Origin of the sequence: Brevibacillus soli, assembly GCF_044759095.2 — a bacterium.
In the GTDB taxonomy this organism is placed as follows: Bacteria; Bacillota; Bacilli; order Brevibacillales; family Brevibacillaceae; genus JBIYSM02.
This window is the reverse complement of the sequence record NZ_JBIYSM020000028.1, coordinates 12,389-25,961: the sequence shown is the minus strand read 5'-3', so window position 1 is coordinate 25,961 and position 13,573 is coordinate 12,389. Positions and strand designations below refer to the sequence as shown.

The following is a 13,573-nucleotide window of genomic DNA, read 5'->3' as shown; positions in this document are numbered from 1 at the left end:
AATGAAAAGGCTGTTGTTCGTGTTTCCCCATCCGGATGATGAATCGTTTGCCTGCGCCGGTACGCTTGCCAAATGCCACGAGGCCGGGCATGAAACCTATCTGGTTTGTGCCACATCGGGTGGCAAAGGGAAGTCGGGCGCTTTCTCCTTTTCCTGCGGGGAAGAATTGGCCCGGCACCGTGAGCAGGAGCTGTTGAAGGCTGCGGCGATTCTCGGGGTCAACCGTACTGTTTTGTTCGGCTTTCCCGACGGGGGACTTGCCTCCCACGACTTTCAGGAGATCGTCGAGCGGATCACGGCCACCATCGTGGAGATCAAGCCAGACGTCATCGTCACCTTTCCGCCGGACGGCGTGACGGGACATCCCGACCACATCGCCCTGTCCAAAGCGACGGAACAGGCCGTGCTTCAGGCGGAAAGCTCACTTGCCCCCGGACAGGGGTGTGATTTTTACTACGTCTCCATCCCTCACTACTACGACCACTGCAAGGAGAAAGGACCGGCGGCAGCCGTCCCGATCACCGGAAAAGTGGACGTCACCCGCTTTCGGGAGAAAAAGGGAGAAGCGCTCCGTGCCCACCAAAGCCAGGTCTACTCGGTCAACCGGGCATACCCTGGAGTGATGGAGGGAGACTTCGGCGTGATTGGCAGCTATGAGTACTATACCTTGGTTCGCGCCCAGGGAAGAGCGGTCCAGCCGGCCGCTCCGGAGGGTGGCATTCCCGTGATTGAGTTGTAGTTCGTGCAGCTCATTGCCCTATGGGAATCATCGAAAATAACGAAGAGAGGTTGTCCCGAAAGTCTCAGGCAGACTTAGGTACAACCTTTATGATTCACGGTTGGACACGCTACCATAAATACGGAAACAGCCTGCGGTCCATCAGATTGGTGTCGATCGGACATTCTCTCGCATTCTCACCATATTGCCATGCCCAGACCTGTGCTGGACAGGAAGGGCGCACAGGGGAATACGCTGGTGCTTGACGCGGGGACGATGTGCCTGGAGTTGGCTCCTGGCTCCACAGCACCGTTTGAATTCGCACTCTTTCACTCTTTTCCTGTGCGAGACAATAGGCAATGTGAAAAGCGGGTTGACTTGGATCACAGTAAATCCCCGAACGATACCCCCCCTGATAGATGGTATCCACCCAACCGCGAATCCACGCCTCATCTACCGGAAACCGTTTCTCGATATTGGCGAAAAGAATGTTTCCTTTGGGAATGCCGAGCAGTTGAGCATAATACATACTGTTTCTTGCGATGATTCGTCCTTGGTCATAGCCGACCGCTTGGCGGAATTTGCTGTAAATCGGCAGGATCTTCACGTTGTTGCGATGAAGAAAAGACGCTTCTTCTCTCGTAAGCCCATCAGCCGCATTCGGTACGGTTACCAAATACCTTCCCCAGAATGCGGGCTTACCGAAGTTACGAACTACGCACTGATACAAACGGTTCCCCACTCTTGCTGCTGAGTCAACTCCCCAGAACATTCGTTCCGGCATTCTCGCAGGCCCCCTCACAAACGTGATACCTCCATTTATATGGAAGAAGCAGGGGAAATGACAAAGAGGATGGACCTCGGCCGGTAAAGGACAGAGCGTTTGTGCTATTTTTGAATAACGACTTCCAGCCTTTTTATCTTGTCACCTTTATTTTTCACGTTAACGATTGAAAATGCTCCTATTTCTTTGGTGTATCGCACATGAGTTCCGCCACACGCTTGTTCATCTATGTCTTGAATCGCTACTAACCTGACATGTTGAAAAGTATGATTCTGGAACGTTCTCTTCAAACTTAAGATCGATACGCGCCCGATTTTCGTAAATCTCATTACTGGCAGCCAGCGCGCCAAACTTCTTGTACAGATGGCCTGCGATGACATGAAGAAGAGTATGATATCTCATAAATGTGTACCGTCTGTCCCAATCAAGCTCAGCTTCGACACTCTCTCGTTTTAAATGGGTTGTATCATCCAAATAATGGACGATTTGACCTTGTTCTCGTTTCACCTGTACGACATGATATAGACTGCGATACCCCTGTCTTAAGATCCCTGTGTCGGAGGGTTGGCCGCCACCTGTAGGATAAATTCCAATAAAATTTCCCCTTACAATTTTATGGTTGAAGCAACGATAACCACGGCAAAATAAATCAAGATCCCACCTAAACATCGATCAAACCAGTAATGATATCGTCCATAAAAATCCCTGAACTTTTGATAGGAAATGACAGCGGATAAAGAAATAAACCATAATCCAACAGCGAAAACGATTTCCAAACCATAAATCCAACGAACCCAGTTGCCCGTATCGGTCGAAATAAACTGAGAAAAAATGCTCAAGAAAAATAAAGCGGCTTTTGGATTCAAAACATTGCAGAGAAAGCCTTCGCGAAATCCCTGCATAAACGTTTTGTTCCCATTTGTTTTTTGGTAATTGGTTTCACTATGTCCATTTTGCGGTGTTGACCGAATCGCTTGAAATCCAAGCCATAATAAATAAAGAGAGCCCATTAGTTTCATGGCTAGAAATATGCTTGGAACTTTTTCAAGGATATAGGTAAAACCCAAAATCGTATACGTAATATGAATAAACAAGGCAAAGGCAACACCGAGTGCTGTGGCAATTCCTATTCGACAGCCAAACCCCAGGCTGTTTTTCATCACGATAAAAAAGTCAGGTCCTGGGGACAGACCAGCCAGTATCCCAATGAGAAACACCTCAAGATACATGAATACCATCTCCTGCTTATTTTTCATTGAACATTTTGTTCGTGACAAGATAAAAAAGGTCCGGATCTCCTTTCCAAATCTCCTCCATTTTTTCTACACCCAACTTTTCAGTCATCACTTTCATCATGATATCGTGACGAATATATTCTTTCGCGAGCAGCACCAACAGAGGGTCCTCCGTGTGTAAGGCAAACGGAATGGTTTCTTTGGAAAACCCGGCTATCAGCACCTCTTCATTATCACAAACGACGACGGATAAACGTTTCCCTAAACGTTGCTCCTCAACATCAGCAGTTGAAGGGGGATGATAATAGGTCTTTCCGAAATGATTTGTAGGTTCGCAATGAAATAAGAGGGAGTAAATTCGCACGCCTGAATCCAGTGCTTTTTTCGTGTACGGCTTCAAATCCTCCAACTCAGAATCCCACAAAGACAGCCAAACTTCATGCCGAGCTTTTGAAATCAAGGTCTTCATTTTTTCAAGAACCGGTAATCTCTCTTTGATATGACGAATGACATGAGCTTCAGGAGGGGATTCCAGCGTCTGTAAATTTTCTTCAAGATAGTTGAAGGTTTGATCGTTTTCATCCCGTAAACGTCCAAGAAATTCCTTTGGAGGCACTGGAGTGTATGTTAAAGGATCCGTACGCAATTCATGAATGGCACCTTGAGCAATAAGCTTATTGATTGTTTGATAAATCATTGACCTTGGAACACCGCTTTGTTTGCTTAATTCATAACCGGTAACAGGCGACCGTCTCAGAAGTGACAAGTATGCTTTGCTTTCATAGGTTGAAAAACCGATTTTCATCAGGCAGTCAATCAGTTTATCCATTGAAGCCTCCATTGTAGTAGTTATGTTTATAACGACTATAATGCAAAATGTAAAGAATTTCAAATTAAACTTAAGACAAAAAAATAAAACTTTTTGAAGGAAGAACACTCGGCTGTTTTCTTGGCGTGGCAAATCCGCGTTTTGCTGGCGGTACCCCTTATGAGAAAATGCAAAGAGAGGCCAAACCAGGTTTGACCTCTCTCCGTTTTGTCTGTACCCAGTATGGGCGTTATCACTAGGGGGGAGTCCCTGTTTTTCTTGAAATTTCGCCGTTACTTGTGGTATGGTTCTGCGTGTTGTCTGTAACGGCAAGTTTAAAGGGCACCCTAAATGGATGCCCTTAAAAAAATTTAGTCAAACTTCCAGTTTCTAATTTTCGCATACACTTTAAATACAGGGTCAAGGAAACGAAAATATCTATCCCTTACTTTTACAAGAACTGGTCTCTTATCTTCTGGAGCCGTTAGTTCTTTCATCAAAGCGGAAGGATTAGTCACACCCATTGCCTTGACAAGGCCGTAAACATCCTCTGTATAAATTTCGTCCTCAGGTCTTTCGGCAAAGGCCTTTAGTAATAACTCCCTTTGGGGTGAGTTTTTGACAGCATCGTGATAAATTCCCTCATATATCGTCGATAAACGTCCTGCCTTAATTTTAGTATTTAAATCATCCATAATACTTTTATCAATAATTTTTTTGCCGAGGTCAAAAGCAACTAGCATAGCTTCACGACCTAATAAATGGACGAAATAGGGAAATCCCTCTGCTTGTTTTACAATTAATTCTTTGGAGTGTTGATCAAACCTTATTTTATTGCCTACTCTCTCTTCGGCCTTGTCAAGTATCGACATTAATTCTATCTTCGGCATCAGAGTAACTTCTATTGATTCAATTTGCCTTCCTACGGAAGCATGATCTACTACTAGTTCTGTTATAGTGTTAGCTATTCCTATTACTCCAAATCTTACAAAATCGGATGAACATGTTTTCACTAAAGATGCAAAGCCATCCTTATTTTTCAAAACGTCAAACTCGTCAATTAATATTAACAAACCACTTTTATTTCTGTTATTATCTTCTATTGTGCGGAGTAATGCTTTAAAGTTTTGGATAAGGTCGTCCGTCCGTATTGTCTTATATGAACTTTCTTCTTTTCCAGAAGTTGATGCTTTAGTACTAAAAACTCCAACTGAACCATCCACTTGAATAGTTCGCTTGAAACTTTCTAACATACGTTCTCCATCTTTACTAAAGGAAAACAAAGAAGGATTGCTATCATCACCAAACATTATTCGTTTTATTAAATCGGAAACATTATCCATAAAATGGTCTACTTTTGTATAAATGGTAATAAAGTCAAAACCTTTTGAAGGTATATATTGTGTTAAGTTAAGAATATTAGGGAGCTCTGTTTTCCCTTCAGCAATTAATTTTATTTGAGAGGCAATTGATGATTTGCCCACACCACGGAGTCCATATATAGCCATAAAGGAACCTTCATTTGTTAGGGAAACCATTGCGTCTTTTATTTGTTCTCTTCTTCCAACAAATTTACTAGGATCTAATATCTCTCTGGCAGGAGAAAATGCCGCTTTTATTTCCTCAATACTAATAGACATTGCCCACACCAACCATTGGAATTTTTTCATTTTGTTTAATATTGTCATATATTTTCCATTTTATCAAGAAAACATTAAGTAAACTTACCGCTACTTATGATACGGTTCTCCTCATCACGATTAAACAGCCCGTTCTTGAAACAGAAGGCCCCACGTGTCATTTTCCATGCGTCACATCAAAGAAGTAATCCACTTCACCCTCACAGCTAGATGACCTGGTTGAACCGGTGGTAGTTTCATATGTTTCCTTCTTTCCACAAGCGGTTACGTAGTATCCTCTTACCGGAAGCTGATCGTCTGTGATCTCTTTCATTTCATTTCCGTGTATCCAATATTTCTTCCGGTCCTTGATTGCGTAAGAGGCCAATTCCGCATCGCTATTCAGGACGATTCGTTCATACGGGTGTTCGGGTGACAATTTGCGAACCTGAACTTGATCCAAAACTTCGAAAAATCTGGAAGCCGATACCGTTCGATCGTATTGCGGCCACTGGTCACCAACCTTGCGACGCTTGATCGTATATGTCTTCGTTTCGGTTGAATAACGGATGTCATACAGGATAAATCCTTCTTCCGATCGGCTGACTAGATCAAAGGTCAGCCTCTTTATCTCGCCATGTTTTTGATACTCTGCACGAAAATTTTCCAGATGAGCATCTGGATCGATGTTGAGCTGATCCCGAATCTTTCCCCAGTCATTTGTAAAGCGAACCTCGGAAATCGTTGCGCTGGATCCGGCTACTTCACGCGGGCGCTCATACATATACTCATCCAATGCCGGAATCATCAGCTGAATCATTAAAATCGCGAGTCCGAGAAAAGCGGCATGTTGTTTGGTTTTCACATTTTTTGCAGGTCGGAAAAACAATAGAAACAGGAGAAAGCCCAAGGGCAAAGGAATGTCATTCATCCTGAACGTAAAGGCGCCTAACAGATAATACCCGACGATTTTCCATCCAAGATGAGGTTCGGATTCAACGCGCCTTTTGTAAATGGAGATCAGCAAAAAAATGACAACAATTGTTAACAAACCATTCATCGCAAGAATCAATGAACATTCACCCCTTTTAAGGACTTCCTCAGTAACGCCAGCTTCCTGTTTCGAATGTTGACAATACAGAAGATGGTGTCTACAATCTTTGTAAGAGTTTGAAAACTTCGGCGAAGATAAGGACAAGTAAAAGAAGGCGCTGATGCCAGAGAGCCGTCCGCCCTGCTGAGAGGACGGTCATCATCTTTCTTTGAAGATCACCTTGGAGCCTTGCTTTGGAAAGGGCTCTGTCCGAGTAAAAAGCAACGGAGTCGTCCACGTTACCGGACGGGAGTTCCCGATGGGGACTTGTTGAGTCTGTTTTTCGCAAGAGAACAGAGAAGCTGGGTGGTACCGCGAACCTCTCGCCTCAGTATGGGGCGGGAGTTTTTTGTTTATCGTGTAGGAAGTTTACGTTTGCTACAGCGTTAACGCATCAGTGTCTTAAACTTTCCGGAACGCATAAAAAGTTTCCTCTAACGAAGAACCAGCTTCTTCGAGAGGGCTTCAATCGAAGCTTTTTTTATCCAAAAACAAAGAGAGACAGTAGAGATGTGGAGGAAGTGGAAAGAATGAGCATCAAATTGGAAGACTTCGTGGTGGCCCACCACGCCCTGAAAGACGTGATTGAAAAGACGCCGCTGCAAAAAAACAAGCGTCTGTCCGAGCGCTACGGCTGCAACGTCTACCTGAAACGGGAGGACCTCCAGGTGGTGAGATCGTTCAAGATCAGGGGAGCGTACAACCTCATCCGCAGTCTCACCGACAGCGAACGAAAAAACGGAGTCGTCTGCGCCAGCGCAGGCAACCACGCCCAGGGGGTGGCCTACTCCTGCAGCCTGCTGGAGATTCAGGGGAAGATCTTCATGCCGACGACAACACCGCGGCAAAAAGTATCCCAGGTCAAGCTGTTTGGCGGTCCCTTTGTGGAGGTGGTGCTGACCGGCGATACGTTTGACGATTCCTTCGCAGAAGCGATGAAATACTGCACGGAGGAAAACATGACATTCGTTCACCCGTTTGACGACCTGCGAGTCATCGCCGGACAGGGTACGGTGGGAACGGAAATCCTGCAGGACATGGAGGAACCGATTGATTACGTGTTCATGAGCATCGGCGGAGGCGGCCTCGCAGCCGGAGTCGGTTCGTACGTCAAAACGCTCAGCCCTTCCAGCAGAATCATCGGAGTGGAGCCAGAGGGAGCAGCGTCGATGAAGCGCTCTCTGGAGCAAAACGACATCGTGACGCTGGTCGACATCGACAAGTTCGTGGACGGCGCCGCCGTCAAGCAGGTCGGCCGGTACACCTGGGAGATCTGCAAGGAAGTGCTGGATGACATCGTGTTGGTGCCGGAGGGAAAAGCCTGCACCACCATTCTGGAGCTGTACAACGAAAACGCCATCGTCGTAGAACCGGCGGGCGCACTGCCGATTGCCGCTCTTGATTTTTACCGCGACCAAATCGCGGGGAAAAACGTGGTCTGTGTCATCAGCGGCGGCAACAACGACATTGACCGCATGCAGGATATCAAGGAGCGCTCCCTCTTGTACGAAGGCTTGAAACACTACTTCATCATCAACTTCCCGCAGCGTGCAGGCGCTCTCCGGGAGTTCATCGAACGGGTGCTGGGCCCGCATGACGACATTGCCCGCTTTGAATACACCAAGAAGAACAATCGGGAAAACGGCCCTGCCCTCGTCGGCATCGAGCTGAAGTCGCCGGACGACTACCAGCCCCTGATCGAGAGGATGAACCGCCACGGGATCGGCTATACGGAGATTACAAAAGATCCGTATTTGTTCCATTTGTTTATTTAGGATACAGTCTGATACAGCCAAAAACTGCGCTGTATCAGGCTTTTTTTTTGCTGGCTCTACAATTCCTCCACCACATTTCCTCCAGTTTTCCACAGTTCTCAAAGGAAAATCAAAGATTCACAGCCTACACTAAAGCTGTGCCTGGGTACCATTATACAAATTCTGACAGGATGATGGATATGTTTTGGAAAGCAAAAACAGGAATGCTCCTGGGAACCATTGCTGCGGCGGTGAGTATCGGAAGCATCGGAAGCGTGTACGCGGCTGACCAGAGTCAGCCGGCTGCGGAGCAGAGTGTAAAGAACTTCGATCATCATAAAGAGGCAATGGGCTGGTTGAAAGGATTCAAAGGGGGACACGGAAACCATTTCCTCAAAGGAACCCCTCTTGGTGAAAACGCTGATCTCTTGGCACTGCTGAAATTGGATTCGGAAGAACTGCATAATCAGTTGAAAGCAGGCAAATCCCTGGCGGAAATTGCAGCGGCGCAAGGTGTTTCTGCAGACGCAGTAATCCAACTGCTGACCAAACAGCAGGAAGATCAGCTGGCAGCTGCCGTAAAAGAGGGCAAGCTCACACAAGAACAGGCAGACAAGCTGAAGGAAAGAACGGCTGAGAGAGTGAAAGCTCATGTTGAAAATGCCCACCACGGTAGAGGAATGGGCAAAGGCTTTAAACTTGGCTTTAAGGAGAACGAGGAACTGCTGACGCTTCTGAAAGTAGACGCCGCCAAGCTGCAAGAGGAATTGAAAGCAGGCAAATCCCTGGCGGAAATTGCAGCGGCGCAAGGTGTTTCTGCAGACGCAGTAATCCAACTGCTGACCAAACAGCACGAAGAACACCTGGAAGCTGCCGTAAAAGCGGGCAAGCTGACACAAGAGCAAGCGGACAAACGGAAAGCGGAACTCGAGACCTTTGTGAAGAAAATGGTTGAGCATAAATTTAAAGGCGAATTCTCGAAAAAGACCGATGCAGATCAGTCGTCCTAAAACCGTTGCAATAAGAGGCAGGTGATTTTTCACCTGCCTTCTTCAAATCTGTTTCAAAAAAACAAATGGTTTACTAGTATTATTGGAATTTTTTAGATGCATACCTATTTTGTTTGCCAGAAAGAGAAGGAGGAAGCCGGTTTGAGGTCAAGCAAAGTGAAGGGGATCGCTGCAGCCGTCATGATCTTTGGATTGATTACAGGATGCGCCCCGCAGCAGAACCATTCAGGGGCCAGATTCAGCCAGTCACAAAGAGCAGTGCCTGTGGAAGTAAAAAAAGCAAGCCGAGAGGAGTTTGGTCTTACCCTTTCTCTCAGCGGCCGGTTGGAAGCAAGCCAGCAGGTTGCGGTTACGTCCAAAACAGCGGGGCGCATCAAACAAATTCATGTGAACATGGGGGACCAGGTCAAAGCGGGTCAACCCATTGTGACACTGGATGGGGAGGAAGCGAGGATACAGCTGCAGCGTTCTCAAGCTTCGCTTTTGGCGGCACAGGCAAGATACATGGAGGCAAAGGCTGGAACGCCGGCAGAATCTCTCGTGCAGACGCAAAACTCCATTGCGGACTTGCAAAACAAATACGAAGCGGCGAAGAAAGATCTGGAGCGAACGGAGACGCTTTACAAGGAAGGGGCCGTCTCGATTGCAGAATGGGAAAAAGCCAAAGCGGCTCTCATCAGCGCGTCAACCAATCTGGAAAACCAGAAGCAAAAGCTTCAACTGGATAAAAAAGGGCCGACACAAACTTCTCTGGATGCCGCAGCAGCACAATGGAAGCAAGCGGAAGCAGATTATGCGCTTGCCCAGTTGAATGCCGCTAATCTGATTGTGAAAGCACCGATCGACGGAGTGATCGGTTCTTTGCCGGTTACAGTCGGCGCCAATGTCTCCAGTAATACGGATATTGCTCAGATTATCAACATCGCGACCATGAAAGTGAAAACACAGGCGACGGAAAGCCAGATTGGGCTCTTTCAAAATGGACAGACCGTTTCTATTAAAATACCTTCCATTAACCTCACCACAGCAGGAAAAGTATCGTCCGTAAGTCCGCTTGCGGATTCGACAAAATCGTATCCGATCGAAATGGATATCCCCAACCCGGATCTTCGTGTGAAAGTCGGCATGATTGCATCCGTAGAAATGACGGGCAAGCCCCATCAGGCGCTGGTTGTTCCCAGGGAAGCGGTGATTTCAAGAGATAAACAGAATTACGTCTATGTCGTTGAGGCAGGAAAAGCAAAGCAGGTAAATGTGAAAGTGGGAGAATCCGATGGAGAACGGGTAGAAATATTGGAAGGCTTGACAGGCGGAGAAGAAGTGGTTGTGAAGGGGCAAAACACGTTGGTTGCAGGTTCGGCCGTTGTGATTATCGATCCAAACGGCCAGACCCAACCAAAAGGATAGGTGAACCCCATGCATATATCTGATCATGCGATTCGTCGTCCTGTGACTGTCATGATGGGTATCCTCATTGTCATCATTTTGGGGATCATCTCGTTAACGCGCATTCCGATCGATTTGTATCCGCCGATTGAAATTCCTACCGTGGCCGTGTCAACCGGCTACTCGGGAGTCGGGCCGGAGGAAATGGAAAACCTGGTAACCCGGCCGATCGAACAGGCTGTTGCAACGGTCGCCGGGATTAAAACCGTGAGATCCACCTCGCGGGAAGGTTCGTCCCAGGTCATCGTTGAATTTGATTACGGAGTGGATATCGACGCGGCGGTCACAGAGATTCAGCAAAAAGTGGAACGAGCCCGCCGCTCCCTGCCAGACGATGCAGATTCGCCAACCGTGCTGCGGTTCGACCCCAACAGCACGCCGGTGCTAACTCTGGCCATCTCCTCGGAGATGGGCGCAGATCAATTACGGTCGTTCGTGGATGAACAAATCGTACCCTCTCTGGAGAGAGTGAACGGAGTCGCATCGGTCACGGTTTCGGGAGGATTGGAAAGGGAGATCAAGGTTCGGCTGGATCAAAGCAAACTGGAGCAATACGGGGTTACGCTGGCAGAGATCAACCAACAGCTCCGGAGTCAAAACCTGGATTCCCCCGGGGGGCAGGTAACCGAGGGGGGAACCACGTACACGGTCCGCTCCATAGGCAAATTCACTTCTGTGGATGATATACGAAAAGTGTCCATTCCGTTGCGAAATAATGGCCACGTGTTTTTGGAAGACCTTGCCGTCATACAGGAAGGGTACAAAGAAGTATCGATTGAAAACAAAATGAATGGTCAGCATACGGTTTCCCTGTCCGTTATGAAACAGTCGGGGACCAATACGGTGACGGTTGTCGACCGCATCTATGAAGAGCTGGAGAAGGTGAAGGGTACCTTCCCTGTACATGTATCCGTCATGAGCCTATCTGATCAATCGGAGTTTATTCGGGCGTCCATCAATACGCTTGTTCATGATACGTTGATCGGCGGACTGCTGGCGATCCTGGTGATCTGGTTCTTTTTAAAAAGCATCAGCAATACCCTGATCATCTCCACGGCGATTCCGATCTCTGTCATCGCTACCTTTGCCTTGATGTTTTTCTGGGACATGTCGATCAATATCATGAGCCTGGGGGGCTTAACCCTCGGGATCGGGATGATCGTGGACGACGCGATTGTGGTACTGGAAAACATTCACCGCCATCGTGAAACGGGTTTGCCGATGAAAGAAGCAGCCGTAGCAGGAACCAGGGAAGTAGCCATGCCGGTTATCGCGGCGACCTTAACCACGGTCGCGGTATTTTTCCCGATCGTTTTCGTCGAAGGGGTAACCGCACAGATCTTTAAAGACCTCGGCATCACGGTTTCTTTTGCGCTATTGGCCTCTCTGGTTGTTTCGCTTACCGTTACCCCCATGCTGTCGGTCAAATGGACGGCGGCACACGCAAAGCGAGCAAAACGGCATCGGAAGGATCAAACGAATGGAAAAGGAGTTTATCAAAAACTTCTCGTTTGGTCCCTCGGCCACCGAAAAACGGTTGTGTCGATTGGCCTGGCGTCCTTGATCGCAGGCATTGCCCTAATTCCCTTCATCGGCATGGAATTAATGCCGGCCACCGATCAGGGACAGATAAGCATCTCGATCTCCCTGCCGAACGGAACGGAGATCGAACAAACAAGAGAGGTTCTGACACAGGCGCATACCATCGTTTCCAAAATTCCGGAGGTGAAGACGATCTTTTCCAGTCTGGGCAGCTCAAATGCCGGTCGGGGGACCAACGCTTCAAGCGCTTCCGCTTCCTTCTTGCTGATGCTGTCGGATCCTTCCGAACGTACGCGAAGTACGGCGGAAGTGGTGGACGACTTACGCACCAGATTGAACCGGTTCCCGGGAGCGAGAGTCAGGGTTAGCGAAGCAGGGGGCATGACGCTGCCCGGTCTGGGCGGGCAAGGCTTCGGAGGGAGTTCGGCTCCCATCTCTTATGCTGTCAGGGGAAACGATGAAGGGACATTGAAAGATGTGGCAGAGAGATTGACCGAAGCGATCAGCGAGGTGGAGGGAGTGCGTGAAGCGGACAATACCCTGGAGGAATCCCGTCCGGAAATCCAGGTAGCGCTCGACCGGATCAAAGCGGCTTCGCTCGGGATCACGCAAGCCTCTCTTTCCAGCGCGATTCAGACTGCCCTGCGTGATCAGGTGGCCACCCGCATTCAAACGGGCGGGAGCGAAATCGATGTGACCGTCACCTATGAGAAAGAGCGGACTGCGAGCATGCAAGACATTGAAAATCTGTTGTTGACCGCTCCCACCGGAGAAAAGGTACAAGTCAAGGAAGTGGCGAAAGTCTCCATCGAAAGCGGGCCGCAATCGATCCAGCGGTTTAATCAGGCGAGGGTTGTGAACGTGACGGCCATGCTGGCACCCGGACGGGACTTGGGCAGCGTCACGGAAGCGATCAACCAGGTCGTTGCCGGCTTTCCGACACCTCCGGGATACGTGATTGAACAGCAGGGTCAAAACCAGCAGCTGCAGGATACGACCAACGGAATGATCCTGGCCTTCGTCCTGGCCGTCGTATTGGTCTACATCATTTTGGCGGCACAGTTTGAGTCCGTAGTGTACCCGTTGTCGATCATGCTGTCCGTGCCGTTGTCGTTCTTCGGAGCCAGCTTCAGTTTATGGGTGACGGGTCGTCCGCTCAGCATACCGGCTTTCATCGGCATGATCCTGCTGGCGGGGATTGTTGTGCGCAATGCGATCGTGCTGATTGACTTTACCAATATCCTTCGCAGACAAGGGATCGAAAGGTCGGAGGCGATATTGACCGCGGCGCCGATTCGCTTACGCCCTATTCTCATGACCACGTTATGCACCGTGTTGGGATTGCTGCCTTTGGCGCTGGGTCTTGGGGAAGGAGGAGAGAGTCAGGCGCCAATGGCTACCGTGGTGATTGGCGGTTTGATTTTCTCGACACTCTTAACCTTGATTGTAATCCCTGTGGTCTACACCATACTGGATGACCTGGCCATCCGGATGAAGAGAGTCTCCCATCGATTGCCTTCTTTTCGCAAGATGAAGGCAGTTGGTGCGGATGAATAGGCGTGTA

At 48.3% G+C, this 13,573-nt stretch carries 11 protein-coding genes and 1 other annotated feature; of the genes, 5 read left to right on the top strand and 6 right to left on the bottom strand.

Annotated features, from left to right (window positions below; all coding sequences use genetic code 11):
- Position 1: 1 nt before the first annotated feature.
- On the top strand, positions 2-739 hold the full coding sequence (locus tag ACE99V_RS12850) for a PIG-L deacetylase family protein (protein ID WP_400491486.1): 738 nt from the start codon (positions 2-4) through the stop codon (positions 737-739).
- 109 nt (positions 740-848) lie between these two features.
- Here the strand turns inward: ACE99V_RS12850 and ACE99V_RS12845 are convergent, their stop codons facing one another.
- The 6 genes from ACE99V_RS12845 to ACE99V_RS12820 form a co-directional block, all read right to left on the bottom strand.
- On the bottom strand, positions 849-1,502 hold the full coding sequence (locus tag ACE99V_RS12845; protein ID WP_400491485.1) for a glycoside hydrolase domain-containing protein: 654 nt from the start codon (positions 1,500-1,502) through the stop codon (positions 849-851).
- Between the two features lie 104 nt (positions 1,503-1,606).
- Entirely contained in the window at positions 1,607-1,831 is a 225-nt protein-coding gene (locus tag ACE99V_RS12840) for an alanyl-tRNA editing protein (RefSeq protein ID WP_400491512.1), read from the bottom strand.
- A gap of 276 nt (positions 1,832-2,107) precedes the next feature.
- Entirely contained in the window at positions 2,108-2,731 is a 624-nt protein-coding gene (locus tag ACE99V_RS12835; RefSeq protein ID WP_400491484.1) for a LysE family translocator, read from the bottom strand.
- 16 nt (positions 2,732-2,747) lie between these two features.
- Positions 2,748-3,566, bottom strand: a complete 819-nt coding sequence (locus tag ACE99V_RS12830; RefSeq protein ID WP_400491483.1) for a TrmB family transcriptional regulator — start codon at positions 3,564-3,566, stop codon at positions 2,748-2,750.
- 350 nt (positions 3,567-3,916) lie between these two features.
- Positions 3,917-5,233 (bottom strand): Cdc6/Cdc18 family protein, encoded by a 1,317-nt coding sequence (locus ACE99V_RS12825; RefSeq protein WP_400491482.1) that lies wholly within the window; start codon positions 5,231-5,233, stop codon positions 3,917-3,919.
- A 109-nt stretch (positions 5,234-5,342) separates the two neighbouring features.
- Positions 5,343-6,236 carry a hypothetical protein gene (locus ACE99V_RS12820; protein WP_400491481.1) on the bottom strand — a complete coding sequence of 298 codons (894 nt, stop codon included), beginning with the start codon at positions 6,234-6,236 and terminating at the stop codon, positions 5,343-5,345.
- Positions 6,237-6,340: 104 nt separating this feature from the next.
- Positions 6,341-6,591, top strand: a binding site (T-box leader).
- 196 nt (positions 6,592-6,787) lie between these two features.
- On the opposite strand from ACE99V_RS12820, the gene ilvA reads away from it, so the two are divergent.
- From ilvA to ACE99V_RS12800, 4 genes are all read left to right on the top strand, one after another.
- The gene (gene ilvA / locus ACE99V_RS12815; RefSeq protein ID WP_400491480.1) at positions 6,788-8,032 is read left to right on the top strand and encodes a threonine ammonia-lyase IlvA; all 1,245 of its coding nucleotides are present in this window, start codon (positions 6,788-6,790) and stop codon (positions 8,030-8,032) included.
- A gap of 179 nt (positions 8,033-8,211) precedes the next feature.
- Positions 8,212-9,021, top strand: a complete 810-nt coding sequence (locus ACE99V_RS12810; protein ID WP_400491479.1) for a hypothetical protein — start codon at positions 8,212-8,214, stop codon at positions 9,019-9,021.
- Between the two features lie 141 nt (positions 9,022-9,162).
- The gene (locus ACE99V_RS12805; protein WP_400491478.1) at positions 9,163-10,428 is read left to right on the top strand and encodes an efflux RND transporter periplasmic adaptor subunit; all 1,266 of its coding nucleotides are present in this window, start codon (positions 9,163-9,165) and stop codon (positions 10,426-10,428) included.
- Between the two features lie 9 nt (positions 10,429-10,437).
- The gene (locus ACE99V_RS12800; RefSeq protein ID WP_400491477.1) at positions 10,438-13,566 is read left to right on the top strand and encodes an efflux RND transporter permease subunit; all 3,129 of its coding nucleotides are present in this window, start codon (positions 10,438-10,440) and stop codon (positions 13,564-13,566) included.
- Positions 13,567-13,573: the final 7 nt, after the last annotated feature.